Genomic DNA, 20,852 nt, shown 5'->3' with positions numbered 1-20,852 from the left:
GCAAGTTTGTCAGGCCGGCTGGTGACGGCCACGGCCACCCTGTCGGCGTCCCTGCGGCAGCCGGACCACTTCGCCGACGTCGTGCAGGGCGACCGCGAGGCACCCGGTCCGGCCGTCTGTGCCGCGTTGGAGCGCCGCGAGCAGCGTCGCGGCGGGCAGCGGTCGGGCGAAGAGGTGACCCTGACCGGCGGTGCAGCCAAGTTCCCAGAGCGCCCGGCGCTGCGCGTCCCGCTCCACTCCCTCGGCCACCACGGCGAGGTCGAGGCTCCGGCCGAGGTCCAGGGTCGAACGGATGATCGCCGCGGCCTCGGTGGCGGACTCCATCGCGGTGACGAAGCTGCGGTCGATCTTGAGCTCGTGCACCGGGATCCGGGAGAGCAGGGAGAGCGAGGAGTAGCCGGTGCCGAAGTCGTCCAGGGCGAGCCGGACGCCGGAGTCGCGCAGCCGGGTGAGCGCCTGGTCGACCACGTCGAGCTGGCTGAGGGTGAGGGTCTCGGTCAGTTCCAGGACCAGCCGGTCGGGTGGCAGGTCGTGAGCGCGCAGGCGGGCCAGCACCGATCCGGGGAACCGGGCGTCGAGCAGGCTCCGGGGGGAGACGTTGACCGCCACCGGGACGTCGAATCCGGCGTCGCGCCAGGTGCCGGCGGCGATCAGCGCCTGGTCGAGGATCGCCTCCGCGAAGGCCGGGAGCAGCCCGGAGCGCTCCACCGCCTCCAGGAAGCGCAGTGGGTCGATCATGCCGTGGGTGGGGTGGCGCCAGCGGGCCAGCGCTTCGGCGGCGATGACCTCGCCGGTGCCCAGATCGACGATCGGCTGGAAGTTGACGGTGAACTCGTGGTCGGCGACCGCACGGGGCAGTTCACCACCGAGGGTGAGGCGGCCGAGGTCCGCGGTGTCCCGGGCCGGCGCGTAGGTGGCGATGCGTTGCCCGGCCCGTTTGGCCTGGTACATGGCGACGTCCGCCCGGCGTAGCAGCTCCACCATGCCGCCGGTGGCGGGGGCGACGGCGATGCCGCCGCTGGCCTCGACGCTGATCCGCATGCCCTCGATGTCGAACGGCTCGTGCAGCGCCGCCAGCAGCGTCTCGGCCCGGTGCGCGGCCATCGCCGGGGCGGGCAGGGCCCGCAGAAGTACGGCGAACTCGTCGCCGCCCAGCCGGGCGACCAGGTCGTCGGCTCGGGCGGCGGCGCGCAGCCGCTCGGCGACCGCGGCCAGCACCTGGTCGCCGGCGGCGTGCCCGAGGGTGTCGTTGACCTCCTTGAAGTGGTTCAGGTCGATCAACACGAGAGCGCTCACCCCGTCCGCGTGCCGCTGGTGCAGTTGCTCGTTCCCCGCGTCGAGCAGGTGGCGCCGGTTCGCCAGCCCAGTCAGCGCGTCGTGGGCCGCGTCGTGCGCGTGGGCCTCGGCCACCCGGGCCAGTTCGGCGTACGCCTGAGCGTTGCGAACCGCGGTGCACAGCGCCGACGCGAGCGTGTGCAGGGTGTACCGCTCCCGCTCGGAAAGCCTCACCGGCCCGCGGAAGCGCAGCCGAAGCATGCCCACGTCGACCGTCTTGTCATGCCCTTCGAGGCGGACGGGAACCACCGCGTCCTGCACCGTGGTGGGCTCGCCGACCGGCCCGTCGTACGTGACCCCGTCGGCGCCGCCACGCACGACCCGATCGGCGTCGCGGAGCTCGACCTCCACCTCGTCGGCGGAGAAGAGTTCGGCGGCCCGGGTGACCGCGGTGGTGAGGACGTCGTCCAGTTCGACGACGTTGAGCGCATCGGTGGTCTGGGCGAGCCGCTGCCACGCCTGCTGCTCGGTGCGTTGCTGGATTCGGCCGGAGTAGGCCAGGTGCAGGCTGAGCACGAGCGGCGGAACGGCAAGCAGCAACCGGGTGTCGATCTCGAGAAGCAGGAGCGTGCAGAGGGCGACGACGAAACGTACACAGAAACCGCCGACGCGAAGATCGAGGTTGCTCCGGAACTGTTGGGAAATTCTGGTTCCGGAGGCAAGAGCGATGACTGGGATAGCGAGGAGATCGTCGACAAGCGCAGCGACGAGGTAGGCCAGCGCCAGCGCCAGCGTTAGGCCGATCAGGTCGTCAGTTGGCCGGGACCAGTCCAGGAGCGCCAGAGTCGCTCCGGCGGCCCAGGCCACGAGGATGTTCTTGCCAATGCCGAAAACCATCTTGATGGGTGGCAGCCGGAGCGATGCGATCGCGACGCCAACTCCGGTACACAGCACCACCCAGGAGGTCGGAGCGACGGCAACGCCGATCACGATCGCCATCTCGTTCCAGCTGATCAGGTGGGTGGTGGACCGAATGCGTATCCGGGCCTTGACCGAGGTACCCACCGCGATCATGAAGATGACCGTCGCGAGTGTCGCGAAGTCGTTGAGAGACTTCGGCGTGTAGGAGGTCAGGACGAGTTGCAATGAGGCGAGGAGGACGATCCCCGCAGACACGACGACGAGACCGACGAGCAGCCTCAGCTGTCTGTCGATCTCAGTGTCGCCTTGCCGGAAGAGTGTCATGGCACCCCAGGTCGTGCCCTTAGCCCGGGTCATCCTACCTTGGTAGACCAGAAGGTTGGGCTGTAGATCCTCAGCCCCAGTCGCTGCCGTACATATCCCTACTCCTCGCTCGTTGGAGGCCGAAACTCGAAAGTTCGGTCCGCATCATGTGTCTGATGGAGAGGGAGCTTAAGCAAGGAACCGGGCGCTTAGCGCCATTAAATGTCGCTATGCTCTCTATTAGCCAATACCGTCCTGATTCATGACGTTCTGTCCATGGCATCGGTGCAGAGCGTGTGGCCTGGGCCTCGGGGATAGGCCATCTTGGTTATGTCGCTTGCGGAGAGAAGCCTCTTGCCTCCAGTGTGATGATTCAATCCCCCCTCGCTCATCGGCGATTCGGGCCACCTCCGACGTCGGTTCGCCAGCGCGTCCGGGCCGCTCGGGCGATCGGTGTGGACGCAGGCAAGTCGCTGGCTGTTAAGGTGTCGTCACATGAGTCGTCCCCCTGTGGCCCGAGGAGTCGGAAGCATGTGAAAATTAAGGTGCTTGGTGGCCTTCAGTTATTCTCGAGGGCCTCATCGGTTGTTCTGGGAACGCCCAAACAACAAACGCTTTTTGCGATGCTCGCCGTCCAGCCCGGGCGTCCGGTTGCGATCGAACAGTTGATCGATGAGATGTGGCCGGACGGCCCGCCACGCTCTGCGGTGCCGAATACCCGGACGTACGCCGCAAACTTGCGGCGCAAATTCGAAAGCTTCGAGTCAGACCGTCGGGTGCTCGCTCGGCAGGGCAGCGGGTACCGCTTGGACGCACGGCCGGATGAGGTGGATTTGGTCCGTTTCCGCGACCATGTCGAGGAAGCGCGACTAGCCCGATCCCAAGGTCAGGTGGACCACGCGCGGTCGCTGTTGGGCAAAGCGATCGCCCTCTGGGAGGGGCCCCCGCTCGCCGGTGTACCTAAAGGTCCGGCGCTGGCCGCACACGTAGCGGTCGCCGAGGAGCAGTACCTGCTGGCGGTCGAACTTCTCGCCGAGGTGAACATCGAAATTGGCAAACTCGACGAAGCGATTCCCCTGTTGCGGAAACTGGTCGCCGACCACCCGCTTCGGGAATCGGCACTATTGGCATTGATGCGTGCCCTCGACCGCCGCGGCGACCATGCTGGCGGGATCTCTGTCTACCGGGCGGCTTCACGCGCTATCCGGGACGAGTTGGGCATTGAGCCGGTCGTCGAACTCCGGCACCTGTACCAGTCGATGACCGAGCGCAGTACTCGGAGGACGGGACCGGTTAGGCCGGACGTGGATCGGAGTGGCGGTGGCGCACACTCAAGCGCACCGGCCCTTGTGGCGGCGAACCGGGGCGAGTGGGACTGGCTGCCCCGGCCCGTGGCCGACTTCATCGGGCGGGGCGACATCGTCGAACGGATGATCGCCAAGACCCGAGCCGCCGACCAGTCGGCTCCGGTGGTCCATCTCATCGACGGGATGGCGGGAAGCGGCAAAACGACCCTTGCCGTGCACGTCGCCCGACGTCTGATGGGGTCGTATCCCGACGGGCAGCTCTTCATCGATCTGCGGGGACACAACGATGGCAACCTGATGGATCCGGCCACCGCGCTCGTGGTGCTCCTTCGCCAGTTGGGAGTTCCGGCCGCCCGTATCCCCATGGACATGGAGGAACGCCGAGGGCTGTGGCGGAGTGAGATGTCTGGACGTAGGGCCGTCGTGGTTCTCGACAACGCGGCCGACAGTGAGCAGGTGGTTCCCCTGCTGCCGGTGACCGCGCACTCGGTGGTGCTGGTCACCGCCCGGCGGCGGCTGCTTGACCTGGACGTCGGACCTCCCGAATCGCTGTCCTCGTTGTCGCCTGACGAGGGCGTGCGACTGTTGGCCGCCAGCGCCGGCGCCGATCGGGTGCATGCCGAACCCGAGTCCGCTGCGGAGATCGTCCGTCGTTGTGGTCACCTGCCGCTGGCAATACGGCTGGTCGGATCGCGTCTGGCGCACCGACGTAACCGGCGTCTGGCCGACTTGGCGGCCCGGCTGGCGATCCACGATTCGACGCTAGCCACCTTTGGGGCGGGCGATCGAAGTGTCGCCTCGGCGTTCGACGCTTCCTACGAGCCGCTGAACGAGGTGGGTAAGCGCGTCTTTCGACTGCTGGGCCTGCACACCGGGTACTACGGCGTCGCGATGGTGGCGGCGATGGCCGGACTGTCCTATTCCGAGGCCGGAGAGATAGTCGACGACCTGATTGATCGTCACCTTGTGGAGGAAACGGCGAACGGGCGGTACCGGATGCATGACCTGGTCCGCCAGTACGCGCGGGAAAGGTGCGTCGAGGCTGATCTGGCTCAGGTACGACAGGCGGCGCTGGTGAGCCTGTTCGATCTCGTCTTGCACACTTCCATCGTGGCTGCGAAGACGCTGAATCGGCTCGTGAATGTCCGACAGGACATTGGCGACGTGGTGCCGGAGCGGCCGGATCTGGTACCCGGATGCGATGCGGTCGATGTCGACTGGTTGGAGCGAGAGCGAAGTAACCTGAATCTGCTGATCGAGTTGGCGGCGGAAAATGACGCCGACGGGTACACGTGGAGGATCTCCCGGGTTCTGTGGCGCTTCTTTTACGTGCGTGGTTATTTCGAGGACATCATGCGAACCCATGAAGTGGGGCTTATCGCCGCAGAGAGGTGCGGCGACCGTTCCGCGATGCGCTCGATGAAGAACTATCTGGCGTCTGCGCTAACCAAGACCGGGTCCTATCGCCGGGCGATTCTTTGTCTTGAGGAAGCGTTGGCCATGGCTGAGGAATCGAATGACAAGCGCGAAGTAGCCAGGATCCGGGGTAATTTGAGTGTTGTGTACTGGGCGAAGGGAGACTTCGAGCAGTCCTCCATCCTTGCCGTGGAGGCGCTGCGCGAACTTCCCTTGTCCGATCTCAGCAGGATTCGGATCCATCTGCCCAATATCGGGCTCGCACTTACCTCCCTGGGGCGATATCCGGAAGCCCTGCGCGCACATCGCCTGCACCTCTTCTGGGCCCGCGTGGAAGGCGACTGCTACCAGATTGCCAACGCGTTCAGCCACATCGCCGGAGTGCGGGTGCGAATGGGTGAGCACTCGCAGGCGCTTCGATTGCTGAGGTCTGCCCTGGTCCTGTATGCGCGGACCGGCCACCGGTACGGCGAGGCCGATGCGCGGAACGTCATGGGTATTGCGTACCGTGGTATCGGCCGACTGAAGGACGCGCTGCGACAGCATGAGCTTGCCCTGGAACTCGCCGGAGATTTTGCCGAAAGTCAGGCGGAGTGCAGCGTACTGAACGAACTCGGCCGGACTCTGGCGGCTGCGGGTGACATCGACGGCGCGACGCGTGCCCACAGGCAAGCATTCGAAACGGCCGCTCGGACCGACAACCGGTACGAACAGGCGCGGGCGCTGACCGGGTTGGCCGAACACCTGTTGACCACCCACCCGACGGAGGCCCGCCGGCACTGGGAACGCGCACTGGCACTCTTTCAGCGCACGGGCGCACCCGAGCGCCTCGACGTCGAACGTCGTCTGGCCGAGATTGCCGCCGCTGCCTTGTCAGCGAGCTCCTCGGAACATTGATCAATTTGCCCGGGCCTCGCAACCGCCACTTATCGATTTCTTATCGCCGGGCTCGCTAGCCTGCGGGGCGTTCACCGACGGGGGGAGATCCGGCGACTGCCGGATCTCGTCGTGGCTACCTGCCGTCAGTTTCCCCAGCGACCGACGGCAGGCTGGTGAGGAAGGAGCGGCGCGTGAGCGCCGCTCCTTCCGAGCACGATCGACCGGGGCTGTCGTACCGGAGGGATAGGCTCGCGATCGTGACCGAACCCGCCCAGCTCACCCACGTCGATCCGGCCGGCGCGGCCCGCATGGTCGACGTCTCCGCCAAACCGGTCAGCGGCCGGGTGGCGGTGGCCGCCGGCCGGCTGCGGACCACCCGCGAGGTGATCGATCTGCTACGTCGCGACGGGTTACCCAAGGGTGACGCGCTCGCGGTCGGGCGGCTGGCCGGGATCATGGGCGCCAAACGAACCCCTGATCTGATCCCGTTGTGCCATCCGATCGCCCTGCACGGTGTCACGGTCGATCTGGTGCCGACCGTCGACACGGTCGAGATCACCGCGACCGCCCGCACGGCCGACCGCACCGGGGTCGAGATGGAGGCGCTGACCGCGGTCGCGGTCGCCGGGCTGGCCCTGGTCGACATGGTCAAGGCGGTGGATCCGGCGGCCAGCGTCGACGCGGTCCGGGTGCTCCGCAAGGAAGGCGGGAAGACGGGTCTGTGGGAGCGTCCGGAGGGGCGGTCGTGATCCGCGCGCGGGTGGTGGTGGCGTCCAACCGGGCCGCCGCCGGTGTCTACGCCGACACCAGTGGTCCGCTTCTCGTCGACGGCCTGCGCGAGTTGGGTTGCAGGGTGGACGAACCGGTGGTGGTGCCCGACGGTGACCCGGTCGGGCGGGCGGTGTCGGCGGCCGTGGCGGACGGCGTCGACGTGGTGTTGACCAGCGGTGGCACCGGGATCACCCCCACCGACCGCACACCCGACGTGACCCGGGCCCTGCTCGACTACGAGATCCCCGGCATCGCCGAGGCCATCCGCGCGCACAGCCGTGACAAGGTGCCCACCGCGGCGCTGTCCCGGGGCGTGGCCGGCGTGGCCGACCGCACGTTGGTGGTGAATCTCCCCGGCTCGACCGGCGGAGCCCGCGACGGCCTTGCCGTGCTGGGGCCGATTCTCGCGCACACGATCGACCAGTTGCGCGGCGGCGACCATCAGGCAACCCGATAGGCTCGGCCGGTGAGAACGGAAACCGCGTCCACCGATGAGGTCACCGCGTCACCAACGGTCGACTGGGTGCTGGCGCGTTCCCGGGTGCATGCGGCCGGCCTGGCCGCCGCGCGTGCCGCCGTCGAGCGCCCGCTCGTCGAAGCCGACGGGCACACCCTCGCCGAGCCGCTCGCCCCCCGCACCGACCTGCCGGCGTTCCCGACATCGAGTGTGGACGGCTGGGCGGTACGCGGGGCCGGCCCGTGGCGGGTGACCGGGCGGGTGCTGGCCGGCGGCGTCGCGGCCCCGTTGACCGAGGACGGGACGACGGTCGAGATCGCCACCGGGGCGATGGTGCCGGCGGGCACCTCGGCGGTGCTGAGGGTGGAGGAGTCGACGCGTACGCCGGACGGGTTGGTCGACGGCGTGCCGCGCGCCACGCCGGAGTGGCGGCAACCCGGCGAGGAGGCCACCGCCGGTGAGGAACTGCTTCCGGCCGGTACGCCGGTCGACCCGGCGGTGATCGGCCTGGCCGCCTCCTGTGGCCACGACACCCTGCGGGTTCGCCGGCAGCCCCGAGCCGCGCTGCTGGTCTTCGGCGACGAACTGCTCACCGAGGGGCCGCCCGGCGCCGGCCAGGTCCGCGACGCGCTGGGTCCGGCGGTGCCGGGCTGGCTGCGCCGGTACGGCGCTCAGGTCGACCGGGCCGATGTGGTCGGCCCGGTCGCCGACACGCTGCCCGCCCACGTGGCCGCGCTGCGTAGCGCGCTGGACCACGCCGACCTGGTCTGCACGACGGGTGGCACGATGCACGGCCCGGTCGATCACCTGCACCCCGCGCTGGCGGAACTGGGCGCGGAGTACGTCGTCAACACGGTAGCGGTGCGCCCCGGTTTCCCCATGCTGCTGGCCCGGCTGGTCGGCACCGACGGGCGGGTCCGGTTCGTCGCCGGGCTGCCCGGCAATCCGCAGTCCGCCATCGTCGCGTTGGTCTCGCTGGTCGCCCCGCTGCTGGCCGGGCTGGTCGGCCGGCCGTTGCCGGTGCTCCCACACGCCACCCTCACCGAGCCCGTTGCCGGCCGTGGAGACCACACCCACCTGGCTCTGGTGCGGCTCGACCGGGTCGCCGGGACGGCCCGACCGGTCCGGCACGTCGGCTCGGCCATGCTGCGCGGTCTTGCCGGGGCGGACGGATTCGCAGTGATCCGGCCCGGCCGCAGTGGTGCGGTGGGCGACCGGGTTCCGGTCGTACCGTTGCCGTTGCTGCCGGGGGAGCGGGCATGGTGACCGTGATCGGCAGCGTCTCCGAACAAGCGCTGGATCTCGCCGCGCACGAGGCGGCGGTCGCCGACCGCCGGGCCGGCGCGGTGGTCTCGTTCGCCGGTGTGGTCCGCGATCACGACCACGGTCGGGCGGTGACCAGTCTGGAGTACGAGGGTCACCCGAGCGCCGAGAAGGTGCTGCGGGAGGTGGCCGACGAGATCGCCGCCGACCCCGACGTGTACGCGGTGGCCGTGTCGCACCGGATCGGTCCGCTCGCCATCGGGGACGTGGCCCTGGTGGCGGCGGTCAGCACCGCGCACCGGGCTGCCGCCTTCGCGGCCTGCGCGCGCCTGGTGGACGAGGTGAAGGCCCGACTGCCGATCTGGAAGCGGCAGGTCTTCGCCGACGGCACCGAGGAATGGGTCAACTGCCCCTGACGGCGGCGCGTCACATCGCGGCGTGGGCAGTGCCCGGCACCGCGGTCGCGGTGCCGGGTGTGCCGCCCTACCGCCGTCCGTACAGCATCGAGGCGCGGGCCATCCGGTCGGTGTGGAAGGCGGGTTCGGCGCCGGGCCGCCAGGGCAGCGCGGCGACCAGCAGGATCAGGGCCAGTGCCAGGGAGTTCTCCATCAGCGCGCCGAACAGGCCGTCCTGGTAGTGGGAGACCTCGGGCAGCTGGTGTTCGTACGGCCAGATCGGGGAGATCAGGAAGAGCAGGTAGAGCACGAGCGCGGCGACGCCGTGCCGGAGCCCGGTCAGCGTCGGATACCAGATCGGCGTGCGGAGCGTGGACACCCCCGGCGGGCCGCCGTACGGCCCCGGCACGGCGCGCAGGGCCGGTCCCCGGCTGGCCTCGCGGCGGCGCACCGCGGCGTCGGCCAGCACGATGATGGCCGGGATCACCCAGACGAGGTGGTGCGTCCAGGAGATCGGGCTGATCACGTTGGCGGTCAGGCCCACAAGCGTGAACGCGGTCAGCTCGTCACCGTCGGCGTGGGCGTTGGACGCCCGGGACAGGCCGAGGGCCAGCACCAGCACGGAGAAGGCGAGCCAGAGCAGCCCGGGGGTCTCGATCGAGTCGTAGAGCCGGGCCAGCAGGCCGGCCAGGGACTGGTTGGGTGTCATGTCGGCTGCGCCGACCCGTTCGGTCTGCCACAACACGCTGCCGAAGTAGGCGCGGGACTCGGCCCCGACGATGCCGAAGCTGCCGATCGTTACGCCGATGGCGGTACCGGTGGCGGTTGCGGCCACCCGCCACTGTCGCGTGATCATCAGATAGAAGATGAACAGGGCGGGGGTCAGCTTGACCGCGGTGGCCAGGCCGATGCCCACGCCGGCCCATGCTCCGCTGTAGAAGAACCGCAGCAGCGGGCCGTCGTTCTCGGCCTGGTGGCTGCCCCGGCGCGAACGCCACCGCAGCGCGATCAGGTCGGCGATGACCAGGGCGAACAGCAGTAGGTTGACCTGCCCGTAGCCGAGGGTTTCCCGGGTGGGCTCGATGGCCACCGCGAGCGGCGTGGCGATGGCCACCGTGTACCACAGCGGCCAGCCCAGCCGGTCGACGACCGGGCGCAGCAGGGCCGCCAGCACCAGGGCCAGTGCGACGATGCTGACCAGGGCGTTCACCAGGCCGGCCAGGGCGACCGGTAGGTGCGCCATCGGCAGCATGGCAAGGCCGGCGAAGGGTGGGTAGGTGAAACCCAGGGTCGTGTCGGGCGCGACGAACTCGTACAGCTCGTGACCGCTCGCCCACCAGACCACCGCGCCGTGGTAGATCTTCATGTCGAAGAAGTTGTACGGACGCCCGAATGCACCGATGGCGAGCCATGCGGCGTAGGCGACGGCGGCCACGATGCTGGCCCGTACGACTGTCCTACGATCGATCCCACTCGTTACGCGACGGACTGTGGCGAGGCGGTCCAGCCCTCTACCGACGATCGTCGGCATGGCGTGGCCACCCCCATACCAAGGTCGTCCTACCCGTCCAGGTCCAGTACGGAGCCTAGAGCGGTGACTCACGTCAGTGCCTCCCGCGTTATGCGACCGTGTCCGATCCCACACCTTCTTTTGACATTTCCACCGCGTTAACGCCTAGCGGGCGGTTCAGGTGATTCGCGGTTTTAGCCGGGGTGGGGGCGGATAATCGCAGCTCAGCCAGGGAGGCGCCGAGCCGTGGACGCGGAACGGACGGCGATCCGGGCCTCGCGACGGGCGGTCCGGACGGCGCGGCGCACCGACCGTCGGGAGTGGCCGATCCGGTGGCCGGCGCGCCAGCGTAGCCCGGGCCTACCCTCCGTGTCCGCCGCAGCGAGCAACAACCCACCGAAGAGACCGAGGTTCTTCAGGAAGTGGATCTGGTTGTTGTTCTTCGCGATCGGATCGTCGTTGCGCCAGAAGGGGTGCCCGGCGAGGGTGACCGGGATCAGTGTGCAAGCCAGCACCAGGGCCGCCGGCCGGGTGAACCGCCCGGTGGCCAGCATCAGCCCGGCGCCGACCTGCACCGCCGAGTTGGCCCGGATCAGGGTTTCGGTGTCCGTGGGGATCCGCGGGTCCGCCCGCTCCAGCAGGGGCGTCACCCGATCGGTGATGGGCTTGGCCGTGGCAGCCAGGCGGCCGGGGTTGGCGAAGTTGCGGGCGCCGCTGACCACGAAGATGCCGCTCAACATGGCGCGGGCGAGGGATCGGACGGGCGTCATAGACAAGTCATACCCCGTCGAAGGCGCCGCTACCCCCGCAACGGCCCATCTCGATCGATCGGGTGGTGGCGTGTCCCCGCCTCGTTCGGGGGACCGTCGCGGATGGACGTGCCGCGCGGGGTAACCTCGCCGCGTGACGACGCTGCGGCTGCGCCCAGAGGATCCGGCCGACACCGGCGCGATCCGTCGGGTGCTGGCCGCCGCCTTCGCCCGGCCCGACGTGGCCGTCCCGCCGGAGGTACGCCTCGTCGACGAACTGCGCGGCAGCGACGCCTGGCTTGCGGAGCTGGCGATGGTCGCCGAGTACGGCGGTGAGATCGTCGGCTACGCCCTGCTCACCCGGGTCGTCGTGTGCTCGGACGGGCGGAACGTGCCGGCGCTGGTGCTCGGGCCGGTGGCGGTGGCGCCGCACCGGCAGCGGATCGGGCTCGGCGCCTCGGTGGTGCAGGCCGCCCTGGAGGCGGCGACCGAGCTCGGCGAGCGGCTGGTGGTGGTGCTCGGTGACCCGGCCTACTATCGGCGCTTCGGCTTCACCCGGGCCGACCGGTTGGGTCTGACCAGCCCGTGGTCGGGGCTGGGCGAGCCGTGGCAGGCGCTGGTCCTGCCGCCGACGGTCAGCGGCGGGCCGCCCACCCCGCGCGGCGAGGTGGTCTTCCCACCGCCGTGGTCGAAGGTCTGACCCTTCCGGTCGATCGGCAGCCGGTGTGGCGGGCGAGGACGCGGTTTGCTAGCATCGACCGGCTTTTGGCCTGCCCCGCACCCCCGCGCACCCCGCACCCCGGAGGCCCCGACCCGATGACCCGTGTCCTGCTGCGCTCTGCCAAGGACCCTTTCACCCCGGTCAGCCCGGAGCTCTCCCTCGCTCTGTACACGCGGGGCATTTTCGGGCGGAACGTCGGAAACCTCGTCTTCACGGAGGCAGTGCACAAGCTCATCAGCGTACCGGGGACCGAGGTCGTTTCGAACTCCTTTCTCAGCGAACGGCCCGGCGTGGACCAGGCGTACGTGGACCGGGTCAACGAGCAGTTCGACCTCTTCGTGGTGCCGCTGGCCAATGCGTTCCGACTGAGTTTCCTGGAGAACCTCAAGCGGCTCACCTGGGTGATCGAGAAGCTGCGGATCCCGGTCGTGGTGATCGGCGTCGGTGTCCACGGCGGCGTGGGGAGCCTCGACAACCCGTTCCCGCCGCCGACCGACGAACTGCGCGTGGCGGTGCGCCGGTTCGTACGCGCGGTGCTCGACAAGTCGGCGACGATCGGCGTACGCGGCGAGTTCACCGCTGCCTACCTCGCCGAGCTGGGCTTCGGCGACGACGTGGTCGATGTCGTCGGCTGTCCGTCGCTGTTCCGCTACGGCCCGGACCTGCAGGTCAACAAGCGGGTGGCCGCGCTCACGCGGGAGAGTCGTTTCACGATCAACATCTCGCCGTACGTGAGGCTGATGGACGAGGTCGGGACCCGGCACGCCAAGCGCTACCCGAACATGGTCTACCTGCCGCAGGGCGAGGAGGTCCTTGAGCTGCTGCTGTGGGGTACCCACCCGGAGAAGGTCCGGTCGAAACTGCCGCACCACACCGGCCACCAGCTCTACCGGGAGGACCGCATCCGGTTCTTCGTCGACACCTGGACCTGGATGCGCTACCTCGCCGAGCAGGAGTTCTCCTTCGGCACCCGGATCCACGGCAACATCGTGGCGCTGTCCGCCGGCACGCCCGCCTACGTCCTGGCGCACGACAGCCGGACCCTGGAGCTGGCCCGGTACCACGACATCCCGCACAGCCTGGTCCCCGACCTGACTCCGGAGATCGACGCCGCCGATCTCTACGCTCAGGCCGACTACACCGCCTTCAACGCCGGGCATGCGCAGCGTTGGGACCGCTTTGCCAGCTTCCTGGAGCGCAATGGCATCGAGCACGTCTTTCAGCCGGGCAAGGCCGACCCCGGTTACGACGAGCGGTTGGACGCCGTCGGGCTGCCGCCGGCGGTGACTACGCTGATGACCACCGACCCCGAGGCCAGAAAGCGGATCACCGCCCGGGTGGCGGAGCTGTACTCGCTGGGCGGCCTCCCCGCGCTGCGCAAGGCGCACAAGCCGCAGCACCCGTTCCCGCACACCGCTGCGACGTCCGAGGGCAAGGTGCCCGCCGCACGGCGGCCCCTACCGGCCGCGGTGCGGCGCCTGCCGGTACCTGTGCGGTCCGCGCTGCGTCACAGTCGTGCGCTCGCCAATCGGCTTCGCCGCCAGCCCTGAGAGGACCGCGTGCGCTGACTCGGGCTGCTGACGACGAGTTGGTGACGGTCGGCTCGCTCCGGCGCGGAGAGCTGGTGTGGGTGTGTCCTGTCGGGCCGAAGCCCCGCCAGCCCTGGCCGGTTTCGTTGGACATCTGCCTCAGGCGGGTTGGGTGCGCAGGTAGCGGCCGAAGTGCGGGACGGTGAAGGCGACCGTGCCGCGCTCGCCGGAGTAGATCAGGCCCTTCTTGATCAGGGCGTCGCGGGCCGGGGAGAGGCTGGCGGGCTTGCGGCCGAGGGCACGGGCGATCTCCGCGGTCGGCACCGCGGCATCCATGTCGTCCCGGCGGCCACCGTCGGTCTCCCCTTCGACCAGGGACAGCGTCGCCATCGCCCGCATGTACTCCCGCTCGGCGGGGGTGGCCCGCTCGAAGCGGGAGCCGAAGAAGCCGACGGCCAACTCCGCCTCGGCCTCCGGCGCGGCGACCCGGACGTCGGCCGGGGTGATCGGCGATCGGGGCGCGTGATCCCAGGTCGCCTTCCCGTACGCCTGGACGAAGTACGGGTACCCGCCCGACTTCTCGTAGAGCAGGTCGAGGGCCTTCGCCTCGTACTCCACGTCCTCCCGCTCGGCGGGGGCGCAGAGGGCGCGGTCGGCGGCGATCCGGTCGAGCCGGTCGATGCGCTGGTAGCGGAACAGCCGCTCGGAGTACGACTTGGCCGCGCTCAGCACCGCCGGCAGATGCGGCAGCCCCGCACCGACCACGATCAGTGGCGCGCCGAGCTGGGACAACTCGTGGCACGCGGCGCAGAGCGCGGAGACGTCCTCCGGGCCGACGTCCTGCATCTCGTCGATGAAGACGGCGACGCCGGTGCCGACGTCGCTGGCGACCGAGGCGGCGTCGGTGAGCAACTCCACCAGATCGATCTCGATGTCGCCGGAGTCCGCCCGCCCGCTGACCGCCGGCACGTCGATGCCGGGTTGCCACCGGTCACGCAGCTTCGGTGCGGCACCGCCGCGACCGGTCGGTGCGCCCCGTTGGGCGAAGGCCTTGAGCACCCCGAGGAAGGCGTCGATCCGGTCCGGTGCCCGGTGCCGCGGCGCGAGTTCCCGGACGGCCATGTGCAGGGCGGCGGCGATCGGCCGGCGCAGCGACTGATCCGGTCTCGCCTCGATCTTGCCGCTGCCCCAGAGCCGGCTGATCGCCTGGGATCGCAGGGTGTTGAGCAGGACGGTCTTGCCGACCCCACGCAGCCCGGTGAGCATCAGGCTGCGCTCCGGTCGGCCCCGCGCGATGCGTTCCAGCACGATGTCGAAGACGTCCAGCTCCCGCCCCCGCCCGGCGAGTTCGGGCGGGCGCTGGCCGGCGCCCGGTGCGTACGGGTTGCGGACCGGATCCACGAATCGCAGAGTATCGGGCCGTCTAGCCGTAGGGCTAGACATGGATAGACGGTGCTACCGGCGTTTCGTCTTCGACCCAAAACTAGTGCTGTCTAGCGTCCATGCTAGACAGCACTAGTTTTGGCAATCGAGGTCAGGCACGTTGCTTGAGGCAGAGCACGAAGTCGAGGGAGTCCAGCTCGCTGTCGTAGAAGTACCAGTTGGTGTAGCCGTCGACCTTGGCACACTTCTTCTCGGCGTCCTTCTCGCCGCTGGTCTTGCCGTCGATGCGCTGCAACACCTCGTACGACTTCGCCCCGCAGCCGCTGATCAGCAGCTTGGGCTTGGCGCCGGACGGTGCGTCGTTGCGGACGCACTGCCCGGCCCGCACGAAGCGGGGGTCGGTGGAGGACGTGGTGGCCGGCTCGTCGGGCGGGGTCTCGTCCTCGTCCTGCCCGTCGGCGGGCGGCGCCGCCGGTTCCTCGGTCGGGGCGGCCACCGGGTTCGGCGCCTCGTCTTCCTGCCCGAGCAGGTAGAAGGCCGTCGCGCCGCCGAGCATCAGCACCAGCACGGCCGCCAGCACCGCGAGCAGCGGCCCTCGACCGCGCCGGCGCTCCGGCGGCGGCTCGGGCGCTCCGGCGTACGCCGTCGTGGCCGTGCCTGCGTCCCGGTAGGCCGGGAAGACCTCGGTGTCCTGGAGCTGCGCGTCGTATCCCGACCCGGCGGCACCGTAGCGGTTGCCGGCGTACTCCGGCCCGGCCGGGTCATAACCGCCCGAGTCGTGCTGCGGTCCGCGCTGCCAGCTGCCGTAGCCCGATCCAGGCCGACCCGCGGGATACCCACTTCCGTACTGCCGGACGCGGTGGTCCGGGTCGTCGGGTTGGTACGGCCCGCCGCCGTAGGTCGGGCCGGGCCGGTGAGCCTGCCCCGGATCGTGGGGCGGTTGCGGGTCGGGCGCCGGGCCGCGACCGTACGCCTCACCGGGTCGCGGCTCGTGCCACGGCTGCGGGCCGCCGCCCGGTGGTCCGTAGTTCGCCATGCACGCCCTCCTGAGCCAGTGGGTGGAGCCAGCGGGTGTCATGCCGACGGTCATTGTGGAGAACCGTCGCCCACGCCACCGTAGTGTCCACGAAAAGACACCGAGGCTCGACCGTCAGATGAGCCGCAACTGCCGATCCTTCGGCCGGCGCGGCCCGTCGCCGTGGCCGAGCCGCTCGAACAGGCCCGGGTCCACCACGTCGAGGAACGGCGACGGGCGGCAGTCGCGCTCCGACCCGTGCCGGACCCGGCGAGCGGCGTGGCTGACGTAGAGCCGGTCCTGCGCGCGGGTCAACCCGACGAAGAAGAGTCGACGCTCCTCGGCGACCGCGTCCTCGTCGGGTGCCGTGCCCGGCCAGCGCAGCGGCAGCAGCCCGTCCTCCGCACCGACCAGGAAGACCACCGGGAACTCCAGTCCCTTGGCGGCGTGCAGGGTCAGCAGGGTGACCGCCTCGGCCCGCGGGTCGAGCGCGTCCACCTCCGCCCCGGTCGCGAGCTGGGACAGGAACATCTCCAGGTCGTCGCCGCAGCGGCGGGCCAACGGCGTCAGCAGGTCGACGGCCGTTCGGACGTCCTCCGGACGTGTCCCACCCGCACCATCGAGGGTCGGGATGGCGAACCGCTCCGCGAGCACCCGGCCGGCGAGGCTCACCCGGGCGGGCAGCGCACCGTCGAGACCGGAGGCGTGTCGCAGCTCGCGGGCGATCGCCAGCACGCCGGGGCGATCCCGCAGCCGGTCGTGCGAGCGCTTCTGCACCGGAATGTTGGCCCGGGACAGGGCGTCCACGATCGGTGCGGCCTGGACGTCGGTCCGATAGAGCACCGCGATGTCCGAGAAGGACAGCGTGGTCGACCGGCCGTCGATCCGGCCCGAGTCCAGCGACCGGTGGGACAGACCGCCGACCAGGTCGTCGACCGTGCGTACCACGAAGTCGGCCTCGTCGGCGACGGAGGCCGCGGCGTACCGGCCGACCAGTGGAGCCTCCGGGTCGAGCCGAGCCGGATCCAGCCGGCGACCCCGGACCAGCGTCGACGGCGCGATGGCCTGCACCGCGGCGGCCAGGATCGGCGCCGACGAGCGGTAGTTGCGGTTGAGCCGGACCAGCCGGGCGTCGGTGAAGTCCCGCGAGAAGCGCAGGAAGTACTCGACATCGGCGCCCCGGAACGAGTAGATGGCCTGGTCCGGGTCGCCGATCGCGCACAGGTTCCCGTCCGCGGGGCTGAGTAGACGCAGCAGCTCATACTGCACCGGGTCGACGTCCTGGTACTCGTCCACGAAGATCCACGGCCACCGTTCCCGGTAGCGGTCGACCAGCTTCCGGTCCTCCCGCAGCAGCGTCACCGGCAGGGTGAGCAGTTCGTCCAGGTCGACCATGCCCTGCTTGCGCAGCAGGGCGGTGTAGCGGCTCGGGTCGTCGCCGGTGTCGGCCCGAGCCGCCGCCCGGTCCGCGTCGTCGGCGATCCGGAAACCGTCCGGCAGGCCGGCGGCCTCGGCGTTCTCGCGCAGGATGGTCAGCCCGAGCGAGTGGAAGGTGCCGACGGTGACGTCCTCGGCGACCGGACCGAGGAGGCCGTCGAGGCGGTGCCGCAGTTCCTCGGCGGCCCGGCGGGTGAACGTGATCGCCAGGCACTGCTCGGGGAAGACGTTCAGCTCCGCGCAGAGGTACGCGATCCGGTGGGTCAGCGTACGGGTCTTGCCGGTGCCCGGCCCGGCGACGATGAGCAGCGGGCCACCGGGTGCCGAGGCGGCCACCCGCTGCATCGCGTCGAGCCGGTCGAGCAGGCCGGTGCCGACCTCCTCCATGCCGGCGAGCATCGGCTCGAACGGCTCGTGCGGGAGGGCGGCGGCGCGATCGGCGGTGCCGGGGTGCCGGCCTGCGCTTCGGCTCGGCCTTCACCGCCGGCCGCCTCGCCCTGGCGTCCGGCTTCGCTGCCGGCTCCGCGGGCTGTCGCTGTGCCGGCACCGGCACGTCGAACAGCGTCTCCTGCCCGGCGGACACACCGGGGCCGCCCAACTCGGCGGGATCGAACAGGGTGATCACGCCGTACTCGCCGTCGTAGCCGGGCACCCGGCGGACGTCGCCGCGGCGCAGCCGGCCGATGCCCTCGGCGAGCAGTTCCCCGCCGACCCGGCCGATCTCGTCCAGTGGGGCGCGAGTCAGGATCTCCAGCTCCGGGCCGAGCGCGGCGACCAGTTCGGTGAGCCTCCCCTCGACCTTTCTCGAGCGCGGGCCAACCTTGTTGATCTCACCGAGGATCTCGGCGAGTTGGATCAGGTGGGTCACCTGGGGGCGGTGCGCCGGCCGGTATCCCTCGGGCCGGTCGGCGAGGTCCTCGACGCGACTCAGCACGCCCACCGTCAGCGGCTTGCCGCATTCCGGGCAGCGTCCCTGCGCCTCCCGGGTCCGCTCGGGCGCCCAGTTCACCCCGCAGAGCCGGTGCCCGTCCGCGTGGTACTTGCCCTCCTCGGGGAAGAACTCGATCGTGCCGGCCAGCCCGTCGCCGCCACGCAGCGCCTCGCGGATGCCGAAGTAGTCCCGCGCCGAGGCGAAGACGGTCGCCTCCCGGCCGAGTGCGGGTGGCGAGTGCGCGTCGGAGTTGGAGACCAGCCGGTAGCGGTCCAGGCTGCCGACCCGCCAGTTCATCTCCGGGTCCGAGGAGAGCCCGGTCTCCACGGCGAAGATGTGGTCGGCCAGGTCGGCGTAACAGTCGGCGATCGCGTCGAAGCCGGACTTCGAGCCCAGCGCGGAGAACCACGGCGTCCAGATGTGCGCCGGGACGAGGTAGCCGTCACCGCTGGCCTCAAGGGTGATCTCCAGCAGGTCCCGCGAGTCCAGCCCGAGGATCGGCCGGCCGTCCGAGCCCAGGTTGCCGATCCGGCCCAGCGCGGCGTTGAAGCGGCCCACCGCGTCCAGGTCCGGCAGATAGATCAGGTGGTGGACCTTGCGCGTCCGGTCGTCCCGCTTGTAGATCGTGGAGATCTCCACGCTGAGCATGAACCGGACCGGATCGCTCTGCGCCTCGCTGGCCAGCCGGGGCGGCAGCCGGCGGGCGATGTCCCGCTCCGCCTCCGGCGACAGCCGGTAGAGACCGGGCTCGGCGGGAAGCAGCGTCTCCCGCAGGTGGTCGTACCAGGCGGGGTGGGTGAAGTCACCGGTGCCGAGCACGGCGATGCCCTTGCGCCGCGCCCACCAGCCGAGGTTCGGCAGGGTCAGGTCGCGGCTGCAGGCCCGCGAGTACTTCGAGTGGATGTGCAGGTCCGCGACGAATGGCGGGAAGCCATCGGAGGGTACGGCGCTGAACGGGGGCACGCCGCATCCTGCCACGACCGGCCGTGCTCCCGTGCGGCGCCACGCGCTGAAGGTGAGGTGCGCTATGCCGAGCGGAGCTCGACGAGGGTGATCTGTGGCTCCGCGCCGACCCGCACCGGCGGGCCCCAGAAGCCGGCGCCGTTGGTGACGTAGACCTTCGTCCCGTCCACCTCACCCAGCCCGGAGACCACCGGCTGTTCCAGCTGGACCAGCAGGTTGAAGGGGACCATCTGGCCGCCGTGCGTGTGGCCGGACAGTTGCAGGTCGACGCCGTACTTCGCGGCCTCCAGCGCGGCCACCGGCTGGTGGGCGAGCAACACCACCGGCCGGGACGGATCCCGGTCGCCCAGGGCGGCGCCGTAGTCCGGCGGCGCCGAGACGCCGCTGCCCGCCGCGGAGACGTCGTTGACCCCGGCCAGGTCGAGCACGCCGCCGCGAGCGGCGATCTCCAGCCGCTGGTTCTGGAGCACCCGCAGGCCGAGCCGGTCGACCTCGGTCACCCACTCCTCCACGCCGGAGTAGTACTCGTGGTTGCCGGTGACGAAGTAGCTGCCGTGGCGGGAACGCAGGCCACGCAGCGGCGCCGCGGCCCCACCCAACTCGGTCACCGTGCCGTCGACCAGGTCACCGACCACGGCGACGATGTCGACCTCCAGACGGTTGATCGCGGCGACGATCTGCTCGGTGTGCGCCCGGCCACGCAGCGGCCCGATGTGGATGTCGGAGACGGTGGCGATGCGCAGGCCGTCCATGCTGCGGGGCAGCTTGGCCAGCGGGATCTGCACCCGGTCCAGCTGTGGCGGCCCCATCGCGGTGCGTACACCGTAGCCGACCAGCCCGGTGGCGGTGAGTCCGGCGAAGATCGCGGCGCCCCGGGCGAGCAGCAGGCGCCGCCCCGGATCGTGGTCCGGACCGACCGCCCCGGCGGCCGGCGGGTCGGCCGGGACGTCGGTCGCCGTCGGCCCAGCGGTCGCCGTCGGCCCATTGGTCGCGGCCGGCCCACCGGTCGACGGCGCCGGCCCGGGCGAGCCGACCAGGACCGGCTCCGGCGCGGCCACCGCCGACCGGCGGCGCAGCACCAGTCGCGTCACCACCATCGGAACTTCCAGCGCCACGAGCAACACCAGCAGGTAGAACATCAGCGCGAGCCAGAGGTAGCCGGGCCAGGCGAGCCAGTACATCCCGGCCTGGGTGCCGACCATGGTCGCTGGTACGAGCAGCGCCAGCACCACCGAGGTGACCGTGCCGGCCCGCCGCCAGCGCCCCGCCGTCGTGGTGTCCTTGACCAGCCGCTTCCACAGGTAGAGATGGATGAGCCCGGTGACCAGGGCAAGGGTGGCCACGAAGCCGAGTACCGCGAACACAGGTGGATCCCCCTCAGCCACCGGCGAAGGGAGGCAGGACGTCGATCGTCGTCCCGGCCGGCAGCGGCTGCCGCCGATCATGACAGGTCACGCCGTCGACCAGGAAACTCGACACCGCCAACACGGGCACCATCCGCTCACCGTGCCGCTCGGCCAGCTCCGTCAGCAGCTCGTCCAGCGACCGCCCGGCGGAGGAGGTCTCCTCGGCCCGGCCGGCGGCGGCCCGCGCCCCGGCGAAGTAGCGGACGGTGACGGTGGTCATG

14 protein-coding genes and 1 pseudogene are annotated in these 20,852 nt (G+C 70.5%); 7 read left to right on the top strand and 8 right to left on the bottom strand.

Features of this window, described 5'->3' with window-relative positions; translation table 11 throughout:
• Positions 1-9: 9 nt before the first annotated feature.
• Positions 10-2,520 carry a putative bifunctional diguanylate cyclase/phosphodiesterase gene (locus tag KIF24_RS29360; RefSeq protein WP_221087613.1) on the bottom strand — a complete coding sequence of 837 codons (2,511 nt, stop codon included), beginning with the start codon at positions 2,518-2,520 and terminating at the stop codon, positions 10-12.
• Between the two features lie 512 nt (positions 2,521-3,032).
• Between KIF24_RS29360 and KIF24_RS29355 the strand changes: the two genes are divergently transcribed.
• The 5 genes from KIF24_RS29355 (at position 3,033) to KIF24_RS29335 (ending at position 9,008) form a co-directional block, all read left to right on the top strand.
• Complete coding sequence (locus KIF24_RS29355) at positions 3,033-6,119, top strand: AfsR/SARP family transcriptional regulator (RefSeq protein WP_221086787.1); 3,087 nt, start codon at positions 3,033-3,035, stop codon at positions 6,117-6,119.
• 239 nt (positions 6,120-6,358) lie between these two features.
• On the top strand, positions 6,359-6,850 hold the full coding sequence (moaC, locus tag KIF24_RS29350; protein ID WP_221086786.1) for a cyclic pyranopterin monophosphate synthase MoaC: 492 nt from the start codon (positions 6,359-6,361) through the stop codon (positions 6,848-6,850).
• Positions 6,847-7,329, top strand: a complete 483-nt coding sequence (locus tag KIF24_RS29345; RefSeq protein ID WP_221086785.1) for a MogA/MoaB family molybdenum cofactor biosynthesis protein — start codon at positions 6,847-6,849, stop codon at positions 7,327-7,329. The genes moaC and KIF24_RS29345 overlap by 4 nt, the downstream gene beginning before the upstream one ends.
• Before the next feature lie 9 nt (positions 7,330-7,338).
• Positions 7,339-8,595, top strand: a complete 1,257-nt coding sequence (locus KIF24_RS29340) for a molybdopterin molybdotransferase MoeA (RefSeq protein WP_221086784.1) — start codon at positions 7,339-7,341, stop codon at positions 8,593-8,595.
• Positions 8,589-9,008, top strand: coding sequence for a molybdenum cofactor biosynthesis protein MoaE (locus KIF24_RS29335; protein WP_221086783.1), 420 nt, complete (start codon positions 8,589-8,591; stop codon positions 9,006-9,008). The genes KIF24_RS29340 and KIF24_RS29335 overlap by 7 nt, the downstream gene beginning before the upstream one ends.
• A gap of 67 nt (positions 9,009-9,075) precedes the next feature.
• Here the strand turns inward: KIF24_RS29335 and KIF24_RS29330 are convergent, their stop codons facing one another.
• Together KIF24_RS29330 and KIF24_RS29325 are read right to left on the bottom strand one after the other, a co-directional pair.
• The gene (locus tag KIF24_RS29330; RefSeq protein WP_221086782.1) at positions 9,076-10,518 is read right to left on the bottom strand and encodes a glycosyltransferase 87 family protein; all 1,443 of its coding nucleotides are present in this window, start codon (positions 10,516-10,518) and stop codon (positions 9,076-9,078) included.
• Between the two features lie 203 nt (positions 10,519-10,721).
• Positions 10,722-11,267: a DoxX family protein gene (locus tag KIF24_RS29325; protein ID WP_221086781.1), complete on the bottom strand. Its 546-nt coding sequence runs from the start codon at positions 11,265-11,267 to the stop codon at positions 10,722-10,724.
• A 133-nt stretch (positions 11,268-11,400) separates the two neighbouring features.
• Between KIF24_RS29325 and KIF24_RS29320 the strand changes: the two genes are divergently transcribed.
• Together KIF24_RS29320 and KIF24_RS29315 are read left to right on the top strand one after the other, a co-directional pair.
• Positions 11,401-11,946 carry a GNAT family N-acetyltransferase gene (locus KIF24_RS29320; RefSeq protein WP_221086780.1) on the top strand — a complete coding sequence of 182 codons (546 nt, stop codon included), beginning with the start codon at positions 11,401-11,403 and terminating at the stop codon, positions 11,944-11,946.
• 116 nt (positions 11,947-12,062) lie between these two features.
• Positions 12,063-13,517, top strand: coding sequence for a polysaccharide pyruvyl transferase family protein (locus KIF24_RS29315; protein WP_221086779.1), 1,455 nt, complete (start codon positions 12,063-12,065; stop codon positions 13,515-13,517).
• Positions 13,518-13,655: 138 nt separating this feature from the next.
• Here KIF24_RS29315 and KIF24_RS29310 read toward each other — a convergent pair whose 3' ends face one another.
• From KIF24_RS29310 to KIF24_RS29290, 5 genes and pseudogenes are all read right to left on the bottom strand, one after another.
• Positions 13,656-14,897: an AAA family ATPase gene (locus KIF24_RS29310; protein ID WP_221086778.1), complete on the bottom strand. Its 1,242-nt coding sequence runs from the start codon at positions 14,895-14,897 to the stop codon at positions 13,656-13,658.
• A 133-nt stretch (positions 14,898-15,030) separates the two neighbouring features.
• Entirely contained in the window at positions 15,031-15,915 is an 885-nt protein-coding gene (locus KIF24_RS29305) for an LppU/SCO3897 family protein (protein WP_221086777.1), read from the bottom strand.
• Positions 15,916-16,029: 114 nt separating this feature from the next.
• Positions 16,030-19,225 (bottom strand): annotated as a pseudogene (locus KIF24_RS29300) (UvrD-helicase domain-containing protein).
• Between the two features lie 62 nt (positions 19,226-19,287).
• The gene (locus KIF24_RS29295) at positions 19,288-20,589 is read right to left on the bottom strand and encodes a metallophosphoesterase (RefSeq protein WP_221086776.1); all 1,302 of its coding nucleotides are present in this window, start codon (positions 20,587-20,589) and stop codon (positions 19,288-19,290) included.
• A 13-nt stretch (positions 20,590-20,602) separates the two neighbouring features.
• On the bottom strand, positions 20,603-20,851 hold the full coding sequence (locus KIF24_RS29290; protein ID WP_221086775.1) for a MoaD/ThiS family protein: 249 nt from the start codon (positions 20,849-20,851) through the stop codon (positions 20,603-20,605).
• Between the last annotated feature and the right edge of the window lies 1 nt (position 20,852).

It is taken from the genome of Micromonospora tarapacensis (genome assembly GCF_019697375.1).
GTDB classification, from domain to species: Bacteria; Actinomycetota; Actinomycetes; order Mycobacteriales; family Micromonosporaceae; genus Micromonospora; species Micromonospora tarapacensis.
This window is presented reverse-complemented; position numbering and strand designations above follow the sequence as displayed.

Excerpts from the sequence above, each read along its gene's own strand:
- KIF24_RS29360 (WP_221087613.1), bottom strand. The coding sequence starts at position 2,520 with ATGACACTCTTCCGGCAAGGCGACACTGAGATCGACAGACAGCTGAGG.
- KIF24_RS29335 (WP_221086783.1), top strand. The coding sequence starts at position 8,589 with ATGGTGACCGTGATCGGCAGCGTCTCCGAACAAGCGCTGGATCTCGCC.
- KIF24_RS29330 (WP_221086782.1), bottom strand. The coding sequence starts at position 10,518 with ATGCCGACGATCGTCGGTAGAGGGCTGGACCGCCTCGCCACAGTCCGT.
- KIF24_RS29325 (WP_221086781.1), bottom strand. The coding sequence starts at position 11,267 with ATGACGCCCGTCCGATCCCTCGCCCGCGCCATGTTGAGCGGCATCTTC.
- KIF24_RS29315 (WP_221086779.1), top strand. The coding sequence starts at position 12,063 with ATGACCCGTGTCCTGCTGCGCTCTGCCAAGGACCCTTTCACCCCGGTC.
- KIF24_RS29305 (WP_221086777.1), bottom strand. The coding sequence starts at position 15,915 with ATGGCGAACTACGGACCACCGGGCGGCGGCCCGCAGCCGTGGCACGAG.
- KIF24_RS29290 (WP_221086775.1), bottom strand. The coding sequence starts at position 20,851 with ATGACCACCGTCACCGTCCGCTACTTCGCCGGGGCGCGGGCCGCCGCC.